We start from the raw sequence: 18,333 nt of genomic DNA, 5'->3' as shown, positions 1-18,333 counted from the left end.
TCACGCGGTGGCCCCTTCATCCACCACGACCGTGGACTCGACCCGGCTCATGTGCATGGAGGAACATAGCCGGACGCATCCGCTCATGCGCCGACCTGAGTGTCCGCTCATGCCGAGATGAGGGTGTCCCTCGATACGGTCTCCGCATGCCGCCCTGCTTCGACGTCTTCGCATGGATACGCGCTGGCGACCGCCCTGCGATCCTCGCCCGATTCGTCGAACGTTACGTAGATCGTTCTGATCCAGGGGACCCGCGCTTCGAAGCGTTCCTTCGCACCTTCGTTGCCGAGACGCCGTCACCGGGCGATGCCGAGGCCCTGGCCGACCTTCGGCGCGATGCGGACGCCGACGGGGCGTTTTCGCTATATCTGAGGGCGAAGCGCTTCTACGGAGCCATCGTGACGCTGACCCAAGAGGGCGACATCGTGCTTGGGTTGAGCCTCGATGATCCCCTCAACGATCCCGACACCGAGCGTCAAGCATCGACGGTCCTTGCACGGCTCATGGCTGAGTTCGACGGGAGCGCAGGGATGGGTGGGGTCGAGTTGCCGCCTCCTCAGTCCCTCCGCGAGTGGGCCGATGACGGACAGGTCATGTTGCGAGCCGGGAGTATCTGAACGCACTCATCTGCTGCGATCCGGCGGGTCTGCGTACGAGCGGCACGTCGTCCGCATCCTTGCCGTCAGCCGTCGTTTGTGGCGACGACCAGCATCGGCTCGTGGTCGCCCCGCCCACCCACGCACCGGCGCCACTCGGTCGGCGCAGTCGTGCCCACCGCCTTCCAAACGTCGTCCACCCAGCCCGACAGTTCGACTGAGTCCCCAACGTCAAAGGAGTCGTAGCCGCCGGCCAGACGGATGCGCGGGGAGTCCGCTGACAAGCGGGAGCCGTACGGCGCGAAGAGCAGCAAGGTCCGACCGTCCTCCAGAGTGACTGACACGCAGCCCTCGGGACTCACCCCAGCAGTCACCTGATATCGGGCGTCGTCGAACTTCTCGACGGTTGGCGCGTCGCCGGGTGCCAGGAGCGCGTGCGGTCGATCCAGCGCACCGTTCCCGGGCCTCGTTTTTTGCGCGGTGTCGGATTCATCCGCGGTGGGCTCCGCCGTGCTCGTGCATCCACAAAGCGCGGCCAGCAACACCCCCGCGATTGCCGCACCCGGTGCTCCTGCGCCGTATGTGAGACTCACACGACTGAGTATGGGTTCGCCATCGGCCACCTGAGACTTGCCGTGACCCAATCGCAACGTCCGCACATGCCGCGTTGAGGGCGGCTACGCTCGCCCGGATCTGCCGCGTTGAGGGCGGCTACGCTCGCCCGGATCTGCCGCGTTGAGGGCGGCTACGCTCGCCCGGATCTGCCGCGTTGAGGGCGGCTACGCTCGCCCGGATCTGCCGCGTTGAGGGCGGCTACGCTCGCCCGGATCTGCCGCGTTGAGGGCGGCTACGCTCGCCCGGATCTGCCGCGTTGAGGGCGGCTACGCTCGCCCGGATCTGCCGCGAGTTGTGCGGGGGTCTGCCGAGATCCGGGCGCAGAGAGTTGCGCGCACGGCTTGCTGTCAGGAGGTACGCGACGCAGTGCGCTGCCTGCGGACGAGCCCACGCAGCCCGACAATCAGAACGCCGAGGCCGAGCGCGATGGGTCCGAAGAAGAGCAGGTAACCCAGCGGACCAGCCTGCTCGTCGACCGGTAGCCACGCAGGAAGCACTCCCTTGTTGACCTGGGGAGGGATAGCGGACAACGAAGGGCCGCTCAGTTGTCGGGTCGCGGTACACGAGTTGTCGGAGTACGGCGACTCATCGTTGAGCGGGTGGAACTCGTACCTACCGCCCAACGCATAGCGACGATCCACTGAAGTAAAAGCGTTGTCGGACCTACCTGTCGTTCCCAGAACAGTGACGGTCGCACCACCATCTGTCACAACCTGCACTACTCGATCACCTTGGCTGGTTGCGATGACCGTTCCCACAAACGCATATGGCGATGGGCCAGGGGCAGTCGCGCACGATGCGGCGGCCGGGGGCGCACCAAGCATGCTGAGCGTCCAAGCGCACAACAGCAAAGCCGCCACCCGATAGGGGTACATGTCGGCGAGTCTCACACGACTTCGACTCGCGACGTAGGGAAAACGTTCCAGCCCCCATCGTCCGGATCTGCCGCTGACAGTGCGCTGAGCTGCGGATGAGCGGAAGGCCTGGCAGCTAGGTCGAATGCCCGCGTCCAGTCCGGCTACATGCGAGGCTCTGCCCATGACGTCGGAGCCGTTTGATGACACAGGTCGCCTGCCGGCGCTCAAGGACAAGGGTCGAGTAGCGGCCTATCGGAATGCGGGACTGGCGGCTTGCGGCGTTGGAGTCGCTGTTGGCGCAGCCATGATCGCCAGGCGGCGCGAAGTGGAGTGCGCGGACGGCACCTACTTCCCCGAAAGCGCCACGGACTTCCGATGCTTTGCGCATCCGCAGGCGTTGAGCGGATCCGCAGTAGTCCTCATTTGTCTCGCCCTCGCCGCCGTCATTGCACTGTGTGCCATAGCCGCGACAAGCGTGGTCTCCCGCTCGCACAGCGCCATGCTCTTGGAGGTTCAAGGTCCCGGTCCGGCGCGCGATCCAGGGCGCGCGGCGGATCGCGACTGACGCCCGGATCTGCCGTGAGTCGAGCGAAGCGGGAACCCCGACACCTCCCGTCGAGGCGTGAGTTCCCCGGACCCGGCCCGGCTCGAACGGGCTGCCACCCCCACCATGCGACGGGCAGGACGCACCCTTACCGGGTAGGTGCGCCTCGGGCGGGCTCCACGTGAGCGTAGAGCCAGGAAGCCTTGTGACGCGAGGTGCTTCTGACATCTGGATCTGCAGCGATCAGTCGGCTGAGAAGGTCGTTCTGAGGCGGCCAGGAACGGGCCGGTGACGCGCCTGCGGCCCGATCACGGGGTGGGTGATCGGGCTGTGGGGCGGTCAGGGTCTCGGACGATGTCCGGGGGGGTCGCCCGTGATGGTGGCGCTGGAGGGAAGGGTCCACTCGTAGGACCCGTCGTCCAGGTGCCGGTAGGAGAAGTCGCCGAAGGTCTTGGCGCGGTGGTGCCTGCGGCACAGGGGTGCGAGGTTCCCGGGTCGGGTCTGGCCCGGCGGACCACCTTCGTCCATGGGGACGTACTCCACCGTGTGGTCGAGGTCGCAGCGGGCTGAGGGGCGCCCGCAACGCGGATAGATGCACGTCTCGTCCCGCAGCCGGACCATCGCGGCCATCCGCGCCGGCGGGTCATGGGCGTCGACCGGCGGGTGCGCGGCGGGGTCGAGGTCCACCACCGGCTTGACGGTCACCTGCCCTGCACACAGCAGCCACGACCTCAGGCGACCGGTCAGAACCGGTCCCAGCGTGGGTGAGTGGGCGACGCCGTGCCTGTCGTCGAGGAGGTCGCGGTCGGTGACGTGGAAGACCAGCACCACCTCTCCCCCACCGCCGGAGGGCGTGCGAAACGGGTCGCCTGACTCGTGGGCCACGTCCTCGGCGACGCAGACCGCCGGATCGGACTCCGGGTCGAGACCCCGCTCCGGGTCACCGACGTCAGCTGCGGCCAGCAGGTCCAGAGCCTTCTGCGGGTCCGCGAGCACCCCGACAGCGTGCGCCCGGCGCGCCCCCAGCTCACCCTCGTGGCCCAGCGACCGCATGGTCGCGGCCATCGTCGACACCGTGTGGTCGAACGCGACCGCGTCCGCGGTGTCGAGGGTCATGAACACGGCCGAGGTGCCGGGTGCCCCCTCCTCGTGGTGCACCTCGACCGATCGAGCGTCCATCGCGGCGTCGTGGTCGGCGATCGCCCGGTCCGGGTCGGCGTACAACCGGGCCTCGTGGACCAGCACCCCGACCCGGTGCGGGTTCAACCGACGCGGCCGCCAGGCCAGCAACCGGTCCGCATGCCCTGCCGCGCTCTCGGTGAGGTCGCGGGACTCGCTCGCGGCCAGCCGGGCGAGATGCACGGGGACCCGCAGCGCCCGCACCAGCGCCCACAGGCGCGGCAGCCGGTGCGCCAGGTCCAGCACGTCCCCCAGCAGTGCCAACGTCGCCTCGTGCGACAGGTCGAGCACGACCGCGAGCTCCATCACGCAGTACTCCGCCACCAGCGGCGTCCCCTCCCCCGCGATAGGCAGCGCTCGCTCACCGAACAACGCCGCAGCAGTCCCGGGCGTACGGATCGTGTCCGAGCGCCAGCCCGCAACCTCGCCCGGTTCCGCGTCCGGCCCCACCACGTGCGCGTGCGCCCATGCCACCGCCGCCTCCAGCACCTCCACCTCGACCCGCCGCTTGGCGCTCATCGCGGCGGCCGCACGATCCAGCGCCACCCGGTCGGGGGCCCAGGTGCCGGAGGTGAGCGTCGAGGTGGACATACGTCCATCGTCCCAGACACCACCGACACTCTGACCTGCCAGAACACATCTGTGGAGAATCGTTTTCGAACAGGTGTAGCACCACTCCGACGCGCTCCCAGAGGAGCGCCTCAGGGCCCTACCAGGCCACTTGACCGACGTTCTCCACGAGGACCGGCGCTCCTGGCTCGCGCAGCTCCGCGGCGGGGACATCGGCCCACAGGCCGGCGAAGGTGAGTCCGGTGCGCTCCTCGAGCAGGTCGAGCGGGACGAGGTAGGTGTCGAAGTCGTCGAGGAACGCCTGTTCGTCCCATCGTGCCAGCACGAGGCGCTGGGACAGGACGAACGCCTTGCACCTGAGCTCGCCGTCCATGCGGTAGACGACGACCTTCCAGTGCTCGCGAGGGACCTGGACGATGCCGCGATAGGTCGGGTCGTCCTCGCGGAGCACCGGCCCTGCGAAGAGCGTCAGCCGGCGGTCCTCGAGGCCGTCCTGGGCGAGGACGGCGTTCTCGAGCAGACCCCAGGCGCCGCCTCGCCCGGACTGGTTGAAGTCGTCCATCTGTGGCGTGATGTTGGGGAAGAAGAACGAGTCCGAGTTCGCCGCCCGGGCCTCCTCGAGGGTGCCCCACAGCAGGTCCGAACGACGGGCCACGTGCCCTCGGTCGAGCCGGTTGCCGTCGTACGCCTCGTCCAGCGTCTGCTCCGTCGTGGGGATGCGCGGGTCGGCCCGGAACCGCTCACCCGACCGGCTGATCGACTCACTGGGGAACAGCCGGAGGCCGTCGATGTTCCACGCCACCCACCAGGCGAGTCGACGGGTGGGGTGCATCTGCACGGTGAAGTGCGTGTAGTCCAGGAGTGCGCCCGCGACCTCACCGGTGCCGGGTGGCGCAAGGGGGGTCTGCAGGAAGTCGCTGTCGTACCCGAGATCGGCCATGGCTGGAGTGTCCCGCGTCCGGTCAGCGGTGCGTCGGAGGTGACGCCAGCGACAGCAGCCGCTCGTACTGCTCCGGGTCGGTCGTGTGCACGCCGAGGTCGTGGTCGACCTTGCCGAGCCCGTGGTGGTCGCTGCTGCCGGTGACGACGAGGTCGAGGTCGCGCGCGATGCCGCGCAGCTCGGCCCGCTCGGCCGGCGAGTGGTCCTGGTGGTCGACCTCGATGCCGGCGAGTCCGACGTCCTTGAGCCGGGCCAACGCCGCCTCGTCGAGGACCGAGCGCCCGCTGCGTCCCCAGGGATGGGCGATGACGGTGACACCACCTGCCGCGACGACGAGCCCGATCATCTCCTCCAGGGGCGTGGCGTAGCGGTTGGCGTAGCCGGGGCGGCCCGGGTTGAGCAGGTCGTCGAAGGCCTGGGTGCGGTCGCGCGCGATGCCCATGCGGACCAGCGCGTCGGCGACGTGGGGACGCCCCGCGGCCACGGACCCGCCCGCCTCGCGGCGTACGTCGTCCTCGGTGATGTCGATGCCGTACCCGCGCAGCGCCGCGACGATCGCGGGGGTGCGCTCGGTGCGCCCCGTGAGGATGCGGTCGAGGGCGGCCACCAGCGGCGGGTACGTCGGGTCGGGCAGGTAGCCGAGCAGGTGCACGCCCCGGCGGCCGAGCCGCGTGCTGATCTCGAGGCCCGGCACGAGCGTGATGCCGACCTCGTCGGCCGCCCGGGCAGCCTCCGCCCAGCCCGACATCGCGTCGTGGTCGGTCAGCGCGACGACGTCCAGCCCGGCCACCGCGGCCGCGCGCACCAGGTCACCGGGGGTGTCGGTGCCGTCGCTGGCCGCGGAGTGGGTGTGGAGGTCGATCCGCACGCCGGCCTCAGCTGTTCCACTTCAGCAGGACCGGCGTCTCCCGCTCGAAGCCCAGCACCGAGATCGTCGAGACGTCGAGGCGGAAGAAGCGCCCCTCGGTCGCGGACTGCTCCAGCCAGCGGGCGGTGAGCACCCGCAAGGAGTGGCCGTGGGCGAAGACGAGCGTGCGGCGGTGGCCGCGCGCACGCTCCACCACGCGGTCGAGACGGGCGGCGACCTCGTCGGCGCTCTCGCCACCGGGCGACGGATGCGACCAGACGGTCCAGCCCGGGACGGTCTCGCGGATCTCGGGGGTGGAGATGCCCTCGTAGTCGCCGTAGGCCCACTCGACGAGGTCCTCGTCGAGCTCGGCCTCGCCGAAGCCGGCCAGCTCGGCCGTACGCCGGGCGCGCCGGCGCGGGCTGGTGAGCACCAGGTCGAACTCCACGTCGGCCAGCCGCGGGGCCAGCTCGCGGGCCGCGGCCTCGCCGACGTCGGTCAGCGGCAGGTCGGTGGTGGAGGTGTGCTTGCCGTCACGGCTCCACTCGGTCTCGCCGTGGCGCACCAACCAGAGCTCGGGGGCAGGGGCAGAGGCAGGGGCAGACATGCCCGCGAGTCTGCCACGGCGCGGTGCGCGGGCTGCCACGATGCTCGGCATGAGCGCAGCGCCGCCGGCGGACACCGGACGGCGGCGCGCCCGCGCGGCGATCGCCGCGGCCTTCTTCACCCAGGGCCTGGTCTTCATCAGCCTCACCACCCGGCTGCCGCGCCTGCAGGACCGGTGGGACCTGGGCGAGCTCGCGCTGTCGGGGGTGCTGCTGATGATGGTGCTGCTCGCCGGAGCCGGGTCGCTCCTCGCCGAGCGGCTCGCCCCGCGCCTCGACAGCGCCGTCGTGCTGCGGGCGGGGCTGCTCGTCGTCGCGTGCTCGGTGGCGGTGGTGGTGCTCGCGCCGACCGCGGTGGTCTTCGTGCTCGCGCTGGCGGCGTACGGCGTCGGGCTCGGGCTGGTCGACGCCACCGGCAACATGCAGGCGGTGGCCCTCGAGCACCGCATGGGCCGGGTCGTGCTGCCGTCGTGCCACGGCGCGTGGACGCTCGGCGGTGTCGTCGCAGCCGTGCTGACCCTCGCGACGAGCGGGGCACCGTGGTCGGCGATCGCAGTGGTGTCGCTGCTGCCGCTCGCGGCCGCCGCGGCGCCGTACCTCGCCCGCGACCACGGCACGGCTGCCACGTCGACCGAGACCGACGTGCCGTGGCGCGCGATCGTCACGATCGGGCTCGCGCTCGTCGTCTTCTACACCGTCGACACCGCTGCGGCGGCGTGGGGACCGGTCTACCTCGACGACGTCTTCGACGCACCCGAGGATCTCGTCGCCCTGGCCACGCTCCCCTACCTGGTCGCGAGCGGGCTGGTCCGGCTGGTCGGCGACCGGCTCACCGAGCGGGTGGGTGCCGTGCGGCTGCTGCGGGCGGGCGCGGCGATCGCGTTCGTGGCCCTCGCCCTCGTGGTGGCGGCTCCGACGTGGCCGGTGGCCGTGGCCGGCTTCACGCTGCTGGGCTGCGGGGTCGCCGTCGTGGCGCCACTCAGCTTCTCCGCCGCCGCGGCCCTCGCCGGCCGGGACGCCGACCCGGCGACGCGGCGCGCGCGGGTGGACGCCGTGGTGGCGCGGTTCAACCAGTTCAACTACGTCGGCGCGCTGCTGGGCGCGGTGATGACCGGTGCGGTGGGCGCGGGCTCGCTGCGTGTCGGCTTCGCAGTGCCGCTGGTGCTGGTCGTGGCGCTCTTCTGGCTGGCGCGCGCCTTCGCGCCGGCGGACGACGTCGTGTCGGAGCCGTCCGCCGGCAGGTGAGGCTCAGACCCCGCCGCCGCCTGCCTTGCGGCGGTGCATCGGCTTGGCGACGTTCTTGTCGTTGACCTCCGAGCCGTGGGCCTTCTCGCGCGCTGAGGCGCTGTCGTCGGGATGGAGGTGGCCCTTCTTGCGCTCGAGGGCCTCCCTCATCTTCGCCTTGATGTCTGCGTTGGGGTCCTGGTCGGCCATGGCTCCTCCTGGGTTGACGTGAAGGCTCTCGTGCGTCGGAGGACCCACCTTGCCAAAGGCGTCAAGAGGGGTCGAGCGATTAACCGCGGCGCGGCCGCCTGAGCACGTCGAGGCGTCCCGCGAGGCCCCCCGACATGCGGTGCACGTGCCAGCGGCAGTCGCCGAGCATCACGTCGTACGCCGCGTCGCCGAACTCGGCGCGGTAGCGCTCGGGCTCGCGCAGCAGGCGCGCCAGGTGCAGCAGCGCGCGGCCGCCCGCCCCCTCCTGCTCCTGCGACCACTCGCCCCACTCCCCTGCCAGGTCGATCGAGTCGACCACTTCCAGGCCGGAGCGATCGATCGCCTTGTCCACGACCCGCGCGTCGGCGCTGGAAGGCACCACCCCCATCACGTCGAAGAGCCAGTCGGCCTCGTCGGGGGCCAGCAGGTGGGTCGCCACCACCTGGTACGACACGACGTGGCCGCCGGGACGCAGCACCCGGGCGAACTCCGCCCAGGCGTCCTCGGGGTGCTCGACGTGGACCATCACGTCGCGGCACCACACCAGGTCCAGCGACGCGTCGGGCACCGGGAGGGCCGTGGCGGTGCCGCGCTCGAAGGAGACGCGTGACGCGATCTCGGGGACGAGGTCGCGCCGGGCGGCGCGGGCCAGGTCGAGGTGGCGCTGCACCGGGTCGATGCCGAGGACCCGCAGCCCGAAGTGGGTCGCCAGCCGGAAGGCGTGGGTCCCGTCGCCGCAGCCGACGTCGACCACCCGGCTGTCGGGCGGCAGGTCGAGCTCGCGCACCACCTGCAGCATGATCGAGGGGTCGCGCGGGGCGAGGCTCTCGTCGAGGCGCGCCGCGAACCGCGCCTCGAGGCGCGGGTAGGTGTCGTAGAAGAACTCGCGATCCCAGGCCACGGGGCGAGTCTGCCGCACCCAGTAGGGTCACCGGCATGGCTCGGCGCGTGTTCCTCCACGTCGGCACGGCCAAGTCGGGCACCACCTACCTCCAGGACCTCTGGTGGCGCCACCGCGACGAGCTGCGCGGGCGCGGGCTGCTCCTCCCGGGCACCGGCCGTCGCGAGCACTTCACGGCCGCCGCGCTGGTGAAGGGGATGACCGCCCACGTCGAGCGGCTCGACGAGCACGAGCTCGCGACGTGGCAGCGCCTCGTCGACGAGGCCCGCGACTGGTCCGGAGACGTCCTGCTCAGCAACGAGCACTTCGCCGACTCACCGCCCGACGCGGCTGCCGGGGCGCTGGCCGACCTCGCTCGTGCCGCCGACGAGGTCCACGTCGTGATCACCGCGCGCGACCTCGGCCGGGTCCTGCCCTCGGCGTGGCAGCAGCGCGTGAAGATGGGCGCCCGCCAGCCCTACCGTCGCTTCCTGGCGACCGTGCGGCGCGGCGAGGACGACCAGAAGTTCTGGCGCTACCAGGACGTGCCCGCCATCGCGGACCGGTGGTCCGCAGGCATCCCGTCCGACCACGTCCACCTCGCCGTCGTACCCGGATCGGGCGCGCCTCGCGACGAGCTCTGGTCGCGCACGGCCGCGGTCCTGGGCCTCGACGTGACGGGGCTCGACACCGAGGCGCGCCGCCCCAACGACTCGCTCGGGCTCGTGGAGGCCGAGCTGCTGCGACGGGTCAACGAGCGCATCCCCCGGCCGCGCCGTTCACCAGCGCTCACCCGCCACGTCAAGGGCACGTTCGTGCCGGACGCGCTGGCCGGTTCCGCCACCCGGGAGTCGTTCGTGCTGCCCGCCCGCCACCACGGCTGGGTCCTCGAGCGCTCGCGGGCCACGGTCGCCGACCTCGGCGCACGGACGTACGACGTCGTGGGCGACCTCGCGGACCTGCTGCCCGCCGACCCGCGCTCAGGGCGTACGCCCGACGAGGCGACCGACGCCGAGCTGGTGGCGGCGGCCACGACCGTCCTCGCCCGCCTGGGCGTCGCCACCGTGCCGGCCACCCTCGACGAGGCGCTCGACCTCGTCACGGCCGACCTCCTGCGACGGAGTGCGCCTCAGCGCGGGACGAACGCCCAGTAGTCGAGGTCGAGCAGCACGCCGTCGGCGTACTTCCCGTCCGCACCACGCAGGGTCATCGACTCGTCGCGCCCGCGGGTCGCGACCAGGCGCAGCCGCAGCGCGCCGACGGCCGGCGCGTCGAGCTCGGCGACCTCGAGCACCTCCGACCACGCGTGGACCGTGTCGTCGGCGAAGGCCGGCGCGACGTGGGCGCCCGCGTTGATCGCGGCGACGAGCTGGGCGTTGGCCAGGCCGTTGAAGGACAGCGAGCGGGCCAGCGAGATGACGTGGCCGCCGTAGACGAGGCGTCGGCCGTCGGGGCGGGCATCGGTGTTGAAGTGCACCTTCGCGGTGTTCTGCCACAGCCGCGTGGCCATCATGTGCTCGGCGTCGGTGAGGGTCACGCCGTCGACGTGGTCGATCCTCTCCCCCACCTCGTAGTCGCCGAGCCGGTGCGGCGACCCGGCCGCCGCGGCGTCGTACGCCGAGAAGTCCAGGCCGGCGGGCACGACCAGGTCGCCGGGGACGACGGCATCGGCAAGCGACGGCACCACCGTCTCGGGAGCAGGGGACTCCGCCGAGCGCTTGTGCACCATCACCCAGCGCGCCCAGTCGATGACGACCTCGCCGCGCTGGTTGGTCGCGGTCGAGCGCACCCACACCACGCCGGTGCGCCCGTTGGAGTTCTCCTTGAGGCCGATGACCTCCGAGCGGGTGCGCAGCGTGTCGCCCGGCACGACCGGCAGGTGGAAGCGGCACTCCGCGTAGCCGAGGTTGGCCACCGCGTTGAGCGACACGTCGGGGACGGTCTTGCCGAAGGCGACGTGAAAGCCCACCAGCTCCTCGACGGGGTGCGGGGAGAGCCCGACCGAGGCGGCGAACTCCGCGGAGGACGGGACCGCGAAGCGGGTCGGGTAGATCGCGCCGTAGAGCGCCCGGTCACCCTCGGTGATCGTGCGCGGGGTGGCGTGCTCGATGACCTGCCCGAGCGTGAAGTCCTCGAAGAAGTTGCCGGCGTTCGTCTTCATGCCGGACATCGTGCCGCAGCCACGGCCGTCGCGACGGCGGCGCCCACGTGGCCTCCGTCACGTGGGAAGTGTCAGCCGCCGTAGGGGACGCTGCGCACGACCCGGCCCGACGGCGTCGTGCTGAGGTAGCCGGTCTCCTTGAAGTCGTTGCTGACGTAGATGTTGAGCTCCACCGGGTCGCCGCCCCACCGGACGAGCAGCGCGTGCGTGAAGCGCCCGTCCTCGACCTCGAGCGTGCGGCGCGCCGTGGTGATGTTGGCGAACAGGCGGCGTACGTCGATCGCGCCGACGTCGACCAGCCCGAGCGGACCCGCGACCGCCCCCGCCTCGGTGTCCTGGCGCCACTCGCCGTCCCAGGTCCACCGCTCCATCCGCGGCCGGGAGCCGCGCACCGGCACCTGCACGCCGACCCGGGCGGGGAAGAAGCCCACCTCGAACGCCTCACGCGTGCCGAACTGGCCCTCGTAGGCCCGGACGAAGCCGCGCACCCCGGCCGGGGTCATCTCGAAGGACGGCTCGGCCCCGGCCTGCTGCTGGGGCACCGGCTCCGCCTGCCCCGACTCGACCGCGACGGACGGAGACGTGTCCGACCCGGTGTCGACGTCCGCGAGGAGCACCAGCGCGGCGACCCCGATGCCGAGCACCGCGACCACCGCCCCCAGGAGCAGCAGGACGCCGAGGAGCCTGCCGGGGTGCACCGCGGTGCGCGTCGCGACGGCGGGCACGCCGCCGGGCGGCGGCTGCAGGTCGCGCGTCAGCGTCTGGAGCTCGTCGAGCGTCTCCGCAGACAGCGCGCGGGAGACCCGCAGGTCACGGTCGACCGCGCCCAGCTGCCCGTCGACGTACGCCGCCTCGATCAGCTCGACGAAGCGGTCGCGGTCGGAGTCCTTCGCCCGGAAGCCCCTCATGCCGGGAGTCTAGGGCCAGGCGCGGGCTCTAGTCCGTCGTGCTGAAGGCGGCGTCGAAGGCGGCGTCGGGCGCGTCGAACGCCAGGCGTCGTACGAGCTCCAGCGCCTCGGGCGCCCCGACGAGCCGGTCCATCCCGGCGTCCTCCCACTCGACCGAGATCGGCCCGTCGTAGCCGATGGTGTTGAGCATCCTGAAGCACTGCTCCCACGGGACGTCGCCGTGCCCGGTCGAGACGAAGTCCCACCCGCGACGCGGGTCGGCCCACGGGAGGTGGGAGCCCATCCGGCCGTTGCGGCCGTTGCCGACCTGCTTCTTCGCGTCCTTGCAGTCGACGTGGTAGATCCGGTCCTTGAAGTCCCAGAGGAACCCGACGGGGTCGAGGTCCTGCCACACGAAGTGGCTGGGGTCCCAGTTGAGGCCGAAGGCCTCACGGTGGTCGACGGCCTCCAGGGCGCGCACCGTCGTCCAGTAGTCGTAGGCGATCTCCGAGGGGTGCACCTCGTGGGCGAAGCGGACACCCTCGCTGTCGAAGACGTCGAGGATCGGGTTCCAGCGGTCCGCGAAGTCCTGGTAGCCGGCGTCGACCATGTCCTGCGTGGCGGGCGGGAACATCGCGACGTACTTCCAGATCGAGGAGCCGGTGAACCCGACCACCACGTCGACACCGAGCCTGCGGGCGGCGCGCGCGGTCATCTTCATCTCCTCCGCGGCGCGCTGGCGTACTCCTTCCGCCTCGCCGTCGCCCCAGATGCGGTCAGGGAGGATGCCACGGTGGCGCTCGTCGATCGGGTCGTCGCAGACCGCCTGGCCCTTGAGGTGGTTGCTGATCGCGAAGACCTGCAGGTCGTGCTTCTCGAGCACCTCCAGCTTGGCCGGGACGTAGGAGTCGTCCTCGACCGCGGCCCACGGGTCGAAGTGGTCGCCCCAGCAGGCGATCTCCAGGCCGTCGTAGCCCCAGCCGGACGCGAGCCGGCAGACCTCCTCGAACGGGAGGTCGGCCCACTGGCCGGTGAACAGGGTGACAGGGCGAGTCATCGGGTGTCCCTTCGTTGCGGGTCGTGCAGGAGCGGTGCGGTCATGCAGGTACGTCCTGCCAGGCGGAGCTGAGCGAGCTGGCCTCGACGGCCGCCAGGACCCGCTGGACCTGCAGGCCGTCGGCGAACGACGGCGTGGGGTCCACGCCCCTGGCGATGTCGGTGACGAGGTCGACGACCTGGTGGGTGAAGCCGTGCTCGTAGCCGATGACGTGACCGGCGGGCCACCAGGCGGCGACGTAGGGGTGCTCGGGCTCGGTGACCAGGATCCGGCGGAAGCCGGCGGTCGTCACGTCCTCGGACCCGTCGAAGAAGTGCAGGACGTTCATGTCCTCGAAGTCGAAGGCCAGGCTCCCGCGGGATCCGTTGACCTCGATGCGGATGGCGTTCTTGCGGCCGTTCGCGAACCGGGTGGCCTCGAACACGCCCAGCGCGCCTCCGCGGAAGTGGGCGAGGAAGGCGGCCGCGTCGTCGACGTCGACCGGGCCGCGACCACTCGTGCCGGCCGTCCCCGAAAGCCCGGTGTGGGCCTCGGCGGGCAGCGGGCGCTCCTTGACGAACGTCTCCAGCCTCCCGGTCACGGTGGCGATGGTGTCCCCGGTGATGAACTGGGCCAGGTCGATGATGTGGGCGCCGATGTCGCCCAGCGCCCCGGACCCGGCCCGCGCCCGCTCCAGGCGCCACGACAGCGGCGCCTCGGGGTCGACGATCCAGTCCTGGAGGTACTGCGCGCGGACGTGGTGGATCGTGCCGATGCGACCCTCGGCGACCAGCTGGCGGGCCAGGGCGATCGCGGGCACGCGCCGGTAGGTGAAGCCGACCATGGCACGTACGCCGTTCGCCGCGGCCCTCTCCGCCGCCCGCACCATCGCCTCCGCCTCCTCGACCGAGTTGGCCAGCGGCTTCTCGCACAGCACGTGCTTGCCGGCCTCGAGCGCCGCGATCGCGATCTCGGCGTGCGTGTCACCGGGGGTGCAGACGTCGATGAGGTCGATGTCGTCGCGGGCGACGAGCGCCTGCCACGAGGACTCGGTGCTCTCCCATCCGAGCCGGGAGGCCGCGGCGATGACCTTGGCGTGGTCGCGGCCTGCCACCGCCGCCATCCGCGGGTGGAGCGGCAGGTCGAAGAAGCGGGGGGCGTTGCGCCATGCCTGGGAGTGGGCCACCCCCATGAAGGCGTAGCCCACCATCCCCACGGACAGCGTGTCGTGCTCGGAGCTCATCAGGATCCTGTTCTGTCGTCGACCGGCTCGGGCGAGGGTCCGTCCGGCGCCCCGGGGCGGGGCGCCGGACGGGGTGGCTCAGGACTCGAAGGCCGTGTCGATGTAGTCGTCGACGTTGTCCGCGGTCACGACCGGCGCGTAGAGCTGGACCATGCGCGGGACCTCGACCTCGACCAGGTCGGCGACCCCCTTCTGCTGCACGAGCAGGCGGGCGAGCTTGACGCCGTCGGCGCCCTGCGTCGACGGGTAGATGACCGTCGCCTTCAGCACGCCGCTGTCGTCCTGGATCTCCCGCATAGCGTTGGCCGAGCCGGCGCCACCGACCATCACGAACTCGTCACGACCGGCGTTCTCGATGGCGGCCAGGACGCCGATGCCCTGGTCGTCGTCGTGGTTCCACAGGAAGTCGATCTGCGACTCCGACTGCAGGATCTGGGAGGCGACCTCCTCACCGCTCTCGACGGTGAACTCGGCCGCCTGGCGGGCGTCGACGTCGAGGCCGCACTCGGACAGCGCGTCCTCGAAGCCCTGGCTGCGGTCCTGGGTCAGGGGCAGGGCGTCGATGCCGGCGATCTCGGCGACGACGACGTCCTCGTCACCCCCGGCCTGCTCACAGATGTAGGTGCCAGCGGAGACACCCATCCCGTAGTTGTCGCCGAGCACGGTGACGCGCGCGGCGTTGGGGTCGTCGAACTCGCGGTCGACGTTGATGACCGGGATGCCGGCCTCCATCGCCTGCAGCGCGACCGGGGTCATCGCCGCTCCGTCGAACGGGAGCAGCACGATCGCGTCCACCCCGTCGTTGATGAAGGTCTCGACCTGGCTGATCTGCAGGCTGACGTCGTTGGTGCCCTCGGCGACCTGCAGGTCGATGTCGGGGTACTGCTCGGCGAGGTCGCGGACGTTGTTGGTGATGGCGGCCATCCAGCCGTGGTCGGCCGCCGGGGCGGAGAAGCCGATGGTGACGGTGTCACCCTCCTCGTCGTTGCTGCCCGCTGCGACGGGAGCCGAGCCGGAGCCGCCCTCCTCGTCGTCGGCCGCGTCCTCGGCGCTTCCGGTGCAGGCGGACAGGGCGAGGACGGCGACCGCGCCGACCACGAGGCCGGAGTAGCGGCGGCTCTGCTGCCGTGAGGTGGTGGTGCGCAGTCGCATGGGGTGTGCTCCTTGTGTCTGGATGGTTGAGGTGGTGCCGGTGGTGCGCGATGCCGAGAAGAGGGGTGCGGCCCGGCTCCTACGTGGAGGTCGAGCGACGGGCCAGGCGCTGCTGGAGCAGGACGGCGACGACGATGATCAGTCCCTTGGCGACCGCCTGCGTGGAGCTGTCCTGGTTGTTGAGGACGAAGACGATGCTCAGCGTGCTGAAGATCAGCACCCCGATGACGGTGCCGACGATGGTGCCGCGCCCGCCCGTGAGCAGGGTCCCGCCGATGACCACGGCCGCGATCGCGTCGAGCTCCAGCAGGGTGCCGTGGGTGGAGCTGCCCGTGGAGGTGCGCCCGATGAGCATCAGTGCCGCCAGGCCGCAGCACAGGCCGACCAGCACGTAGAGCATGGCGGTGTGCCGCTTGACGTTGATGCCCGCCAGCCGCGCGGCCTCGGGGTTGCCGCCGACCGCCAGGGTGCGGCGACCGAACGTCGTGCGGTTGAGCAGGACCCAGCCGCCGACAGAGACCAGGGCGAAGATGACCACGAGGAGGGGGACGCCGAGGACGTCCGCGGACCAGAAGTCCTTGAACCCCTCCACCCCACCGCCGCGCAGGGTGGGCGCCGGGACGATCTGGCTGCGTCGTTCGGAGATGATCTCGGCGAGGCCCCGGGCCGAGGCGAGCATGGCCAGGGTCATGATGAAGGGGACGACGTTGCCGTAGGCGATCAGGATCCCGTTCACGAGTCCGCACGCCCCGCCGACAGCGAGCGCCACCAGCACCATGACCACCCAGTGCGTGTCGGTGGCCATGGTCTGGGTGGCGAAGGTCGTGGCCCACACCGATGCCAGCGCCAGGATGGCGCCGACGGAGAGGTCGATGCCGCCCCCGGTGATCACGAAGGTCATCCCGATGCTGACCACCCCGACCACGGCGGCCAGGCGCAGGATCGTCAGTGCGGTGTCCACGCTCGCGAACCGGTCGCCGGCGGTGAACACACCCACGAGGCAGATCACCAGGAGCGCGACGACGAGGCCCAGGTTGCGCCCGAACGGTCCGCTCATCAGCCCGGCCCCGCGCGGGGCCGCACCGCCCTCGTCAGCCAGGCGTCCCGTGTGGACGGTGCCGCCCGACGGCGCGACGGTGTCGTCGACCCCGTGGGCGGTGCTGTGCTCGCTCATGCGGCGTTTCCTTCCATGACCAGGTCCAGGACCCGGGTCTCGTCGATCTCACTGGTCGGTCCCTCGTGCACGACGTGTCCTTCACGGACCACCAGCACCCGGTCCGCGAGCCCGAGCACCTCCTCGACCTCGCTCGAGACCACGACGACGGCGACGCCGGAGTCGGCCAGCGACCGGACCACGGCGTAGATCTCGGCGCGGGCCCCGACGTCGACGCCCCGCGTGGGCTCGTCGAGGAGGAGCACCTTGCACTCGCGCATGAGCCAGCGCGACAGGACGACCTTCTGCTGGTTGCCACCCGAGAGCAGGCGGACCAGCCGGTCCACGCCCGCGGGACGTACGTCGAGCGACGCAGTGACCTCGTGGGCACGACGTCGTTCCTCGCGGTTGTCGAGGAAGCCCAGTCGCGAGAAGCGGCCGAGCGTCGAGATGGTGACGTTGCGGTAGACCGCCTGGTCGAGGAGCAGCCCCTGGCTCTTGCGCTCCTCCGGGCAGAGCCCGACCCCGGCCCTGACGGCGTCGGGCACGGACCCCCGACGCAGCTCGCGGCCCAGGACGCGCACCGTGCCCGACGACGGACGCCGGGCGCCGTACAACGTCTCGAGGATCTCCGAGCGACCTGCGCCGACGAGACCGGCCAGGCCGACGATCTCCCCGGCGTGGACGCTGAGGTCGACCCCGGAGAACACGCCCGGCAGCTCGAGCCCGACGACCTCGAGGACCGGTTCGCCCGTGGTGGGCACCGTGTCGCCGCGCGGCGGGAAGACGTACTCGATCGAGCGTCCGGTCATCAGCCTGATGAGGTCGGCGGTCGGGGTGGTGGCCACCTCGAGGCCCGTCGCGACCGTGCTGCCGTCCTTGAGCACCGTGATGCGGTCGCCGATCTGGCGGATCTCCTCCAGCCGGTGGGAGATGTAGACCACCGCGACGCCCTCCGCGGTGAGGTCGCGGATCACCCGGAACAGGTTGGCGACCTCGCCCTGGTCGAGCACCGCGGACGGCTCGTCGAGGACCAGCAGACGGGTGTCCTGCGACAGCGCACGCGCCATGCTGACGATCTGCTGGGCCGCGGGCGACAACCGTTCCACCGCGCGGGTGGCCGGGATCTCGGGGTGGCCGAGGCGGGCGAGCAGCTCACGGGTGCGACGGTTGGTCTCCCCGGCCTGGCTGAAGCCGGCCCTGCTGATCTCGTGCCCGAGGAAGATGTTCTCGGCGACGCTCAGGCCCGGGACGAGGTCGAGCTCCTGGTAGATCGTGGAGATGCCGAGGCCCATCGCGACCTGCGGCGAGGAGAGCGTGACCGGCTCTCCGTCCCAGCGGATCTCCCCCTCCTCGGGCTGGTAGCTGGCCGAGAGCACCTTGATCAAGGTGGACTTGCCGGCGCCGTTCTGGCCCAGCAGGCAGTGCACCTCACCGGAGCGGACATCGAGGTCGACGCCGCCCAGGGCGAGCACGCCGGGGAAACGCTTGACGATGCCGCGCATCTCGAGGAGCGGGGCGCGGGTCGGGTCGGACATCACCCGCGAACTGTGGCATGCGTCACGCACTTCTGTCGAGCATCTTTCAAAAGTCTTCCGTCTGGCGTGCAAAGTCGCGCATGTGCTTGACTCCCG

General features: G+C 71.3%; 18 protein-coding genes. 4 read left to right on the top strand and 14 right to left on the bottom strand.

Annotation, left to right across the window (positions count from 1 at the left end):
- Window positions 1–146 precede the first annotated feature (146 nt).
- Window positions 147–617 carry a hypothetical protein gene (locus CFI00_RS06035; RefSeq protein WP_207084351.1) on the top strand — a complete coding sequence of 157 codons (471 nt, stop codon included), beginning with the start codon at window positions 147–149 and terminating at the stop codon, window positions 615–617.
- A 65-nt stretch (window positions 618–682) separates the two neighbouring features.
- Here CFI00_RS06035 and CFI00_RS06030 read toward each other — a convergent pair whose 3' ends face one another.
- The gene (locus CFI00_RS06030; RefSeq protein WP_207084350.1) at window positions 683–1,189 is read right to left on the bottom strand and encodes a hypothetical protein; all 507 of its coding nucleotides are present in this window, start codon (window positions 1,187–1,189) and stop codon (window positions 683–685) included.
- Between the two features lie 1,060 nt (window positions 1,190–2,249).
- On the opposite strand from CFI00_RS06030, the gene CFI00_RS06025 reads away from it, so the two are divergent.
- A complete protein-coding gene (locus CFI00_RS06025; protein ID WP_207084349.1) occupies window positions 2,250–2,633 on the top strand; it encodes a hypothetical protein in 384 nt (127 codons plus the stop codon).
- 318 nt (window positions 2,634–2,951) lie between these two features.
- Here the strand turns inward: CFI00_RS06025 and CFI00_RS06020 are convergent, their stop codons facing one another.
- From CFI00_RS06020 to CFI00_RS06005, 4 genes are all read right to left on the bottom strand, one after another.
- A complete protein-coding gene (locus CFI00_RS06020) occupies window positions 2,952–4,382 on the bottom strand; it encodes an HNH endonuclease signature motif containing protein (protein WP_207084348.1) in 1,431 nt (476 codons plus the stop codon).
- A gap of 118 nt (window positions 4,383–4,500) precedes the next feature.
- Entirely contained in the window at window positions 4,501–5,301 is an 801-nt protein-coding gene (locus CFI00_RS06015) for a DNA/RNA non-specific endonuclease (protein WP_207084347.1), read from the bottom strand.
- A gap of 22 nt (window positions 5,302–5,323) precedes the next feature.
- Window positions 5,324–6,169, bottom strand: coding sequence for a PHP domain-containing protein (locus tag CFI00_RS06010; protein ID WP_207084346.1), 846 nt, complete (start codon window positions 6,167–6,169; stop codon window positions 5,324–5,326).
- 7 nt (window positions 6,170–6,176) lie between these two features.
- Window positions 6,177–6,755: a histidine phosphatase family protein gene (locus CFI00_RS06005; RefSeq protein ID WP_207084345.1), complete on the bottom strand. Its 579-nt coding sequence runs from the start codon at window positions 6,753–6,755 to the stop codon at window positions 6,177–6,179.
- A 49-nt stretch (window positions 6,756–6,804) separates the two neighbouring features.
- Between CFI00_RS06005 and CFI00_RS06000 the strand changes: the two genes are divergently transcribed.
- On the top strand, window positions 6,805–7,998 hold the full coding sequence (locus CFI00_RS06000) for an MFS transporter (RefSeq protein ID WP_207084344.1): 1,194 nt from the start codon (window positions 6,805–6,807) through the stop codon (window positions 7,996–7,998).
- 3 nt (window positions 7,999–8,001) lie between these two features.
- On the opposite strand, the gene CFI00_RS05995 is transcribed toward CFI00_RS06000, so the two are convergent.
- Window positions 8,002–8,187, bottom strand: a complete 186-nt coding sequence (locus CFI00_RS05995; protein WP_207084343.1) for a DUF5302 domain-containing protein — start codon at window positions 8,185–8,187, stop codon at window positions 8,002–8,004.
- Window positions 8,188–8,266: 79 nt separating this feature from the next.
- A complete protein-coding gene (locus CFI00_RS05990) occupies window positions 8,267–9,088 on the bottom strand; it encodes a class I SAM-dependent methyltransferase (RefSeq protein WP_207084342.1) in 822 nt (273 codons plus the stop codon).
- A gap of 35 nt (window positions 9,089–9,123) precedes the next feature.
- On the opposite strand from CFI00_RS05990, the gene CFI00_RS05985 reads away from it, so the two are divergent.
- Window positions 9,124–10,221, top strand: a complete 1,098-nt coding sequence (locus CFI00_RS05985) for a hypothetical protein (RefSeq protein WP_207084341.1) — start codon at window positions 9,124–9,126, stop codon at window positions 10,219–10,221.
- Here CFI00_RS05985 and CFI00_RS05980 read toward each other — a convergent pair.
- The 7 genes from CFI00_RS05980 to CFI00_RS05950 all read right to left on the bottom strand — a co-directional run bounded on the left by CFI00_RS05980 (window position 10,197) and on the right by CFI00_RS05950 (window position 18,237).
- Entirely contained in the window at window positions 10,197–11,228 is a 1,032-nt protein-coding gene (locus CFI00_RS05980) for a MaoC family dehydratase (RefSeq protein WP_242532710.1), read from the bottom strand. The two genes, CFI00_RS05985 and CFI00_RS05980, sit on opposite strands and share 25 nt — an antisense overlap.
- Window positions 11,229–11,299: 71 nt before the next feature.
- Window positions 11,300–12,136: a DUF1707 domain-containing protein gene (locus tag CFI00_RS05975; protein ID WP_207084338.1), complete on the bottom strand. Its 837-nt coding sequence runs from the start codon at window positions 12,134–12,136 to the stop codon at window positions 11,300–11,302.
- 28 nt (window positions 12,137–12,164) lie between these two features.
- On the bottom strand, window positions 12,165–13,172 hold the full coding sequence (locus CFI00_RS05970; RefSeq protein WP_207084337.1) for a sugar phosphate isomerase/epimerase family protein: 1,008 nt from the start codon (window positions 13,170–13,172) through the stop codon (window positions 12,165–12,167).
- A 40-nt stretch (window positions 13,173–13,212) separates the two neighbouring features.
- Window positions 13,213–14,394 carry a Gfo/Idh/MocA family oxidoreductase gene (locus CFI00_RS05965; protein WP_207084336.1) on the bottom strand — a complete coding sequence of 394 codons (1,182 nt, stop codon included), beginning with the start codon at window positions 14,392–14,394 and terminating at the stop codon, window positions 13,213–13,215.
- Between the two features lie 78 nt (window positions 14,395–14,472).
- Complete coding sequence (locus tag CFI00_RS05960) at window positions 14,473–15,546, bottom strand: substrate-binding domain-containing protein (protein WP_207084334.1); 1,074 nt, start codon at window positions 15,544–15,546, stop codon at window positions 14,473–14,475.
- A gap of 79 nt (window positions 15,547–15,625) precedes the next feature.
- Window positions 15,626–16,720, bottom strand: a complete 1,095-nt coding sequence (locus CFI00_RS05955) for an ABC transporter permease (protein WP_207084333.1) — start codon at window positions 16,718–16,720, stop codon at window positions 15,626–15,628.
- Window positions 16,717–18,237, bottom strand: a complete 1,521-nt coding sequence (locus CFI00_RS05950; protein ID WP_207084332.1) for a sugar ABC transporter ATP-binding protein — start codon at window positions 18,235–18,237, stop codon at window positions 16,717–16,719. The genes CFI00_RS05955 and CFI00_RS05950 overlap by 4 nt, the downstream gene beginning before the upstream one ends.
- Window positions 18,238–18,333: the final 96 nt, after the last annotated feature.

Source organism: Nocardioides sp. S5, assembly GCF_017310035.1.
Taxonomy (GTDB): Bacteria; Actinomycetota; Actinomycetes; order Propionibacteriales; family Nocardioidaceae; genus Nocardioides.
Note: the sequence above shows the minus strand (reverse complement) of the source record. Positions and strands in the feature narration are given on the sequence as shown.

Excerpts from the sequence above, each read along its gene's own strand:
- CFI00_RS06005 (WP_207084345.1), bottom strand. The coding sequence starts at position 6,755 with ATGTCTGCCCCTGCCTCTGCCCCTGCCCCCGAGCTCTGGTTGGTGCGC.
- CFI00_RS05955 (WP_207084333.1), bottom strand. The coding sequence starts at position 16,720 with ATGAGCGAGCACAGCACCGCCCACGGGGTCGACGACACCGTCGCGCCG.
- CFI00_RS05980 (WP_242532710.1), bottom strand. The coding sequence starts at position 11,228 with ATGAAGACGAACGCCGGCAACTTCTTCGAGGACTTCACGCTCGGGCAG.
- CFI00_RS06000 (WP_207084344.1), top strand. The coding sequence starts at position 6,805 with ATGAGCGCAGCGCCGCCGGCGGACACCGGACGGCGGCGCGCCCGCGCG.
- CFI00_RS06035 (WP_207084351.1), top strand. The coding sequence starts at position 147 with ATGCCGCCCTGCTTCGACGTCTTCGCATGGATACGCGCTGGCGACCGC.
- CFI00_RS05975 (WP_207084338.1), bottom strand. The coding sequence starts at position 12,136 with ATGAGGGGCTTCCGGGCGAAGGACTCCGACCGCGACCGCTTCGTCGAG.
- CFI00_RS05970 (WP_207084337.1), bottom strand. The coding sequence starts at position 13,172 with ATGACTCGCCCTGTCACCCTGTTCACCGGCCAGTGGGCCGACCTCCCG.
- CFI00_RS05985 (WP_207084341.1), top strand. The coding sequence starts at position 9,124 with ATGGCTCGGCGCGTGTTCCTCCACGTCGGCACGGCCAAGTCGGGCACC.
- CFI00_RS05960 (WP_207084334.1), bottom strand. The coding sequence starts at position 15,546 with ATGCGACTGCGCACCACCACCTCACGGCAGCAGAGCCGCCGCTACTCC.
- CFI00_RS05995 (WP_207084343.1), bottom strand. The coding sequence starts at position 8,187 with ATGGCCGACCAGGACCCCAACGCAGACATCAAGGCGAAGATGAGGGAG.
- CFI00_RS06020 (WP_207084348.1), bottom strand. The coding sequence starts at position 4,382 with ATGTCCACCTCGACGCTCACCTCCGGCACCTGGGCCCCCGACCGGGTG.
- CFI00_RS05965 (WP_207084336.1), bottom strand. The coding sequence starts at position 14,394 with ATGAGCTCCGAGCACGACACGCTGTCCGTGGGGATGGTGGGCTACGCC.
- CFI00_RS06015 (WP_207084347.1), bottom strand. The coding sequence starts at position 5,301 with ATGGCCGATCTCGGGTACGACAGCGACTTCCTGCAGACCCCCCTTGCG.
- CFI00_RS05950 (WP_207084332.1), bottom strand. The coding sequence starts at position 18,237 with ATGTCCGACCCGACCCGCGCCCCGCTCCTCGAGATGCGCGGCATCGTC.
- CFI00_RS06025 (WP_207084349.1), top strand. The coding sequence starts at position 2,250 with ATGACGTCGGAGCCGTTTGATGACACAGGTCGCCTGCCGGCGCTCAAG.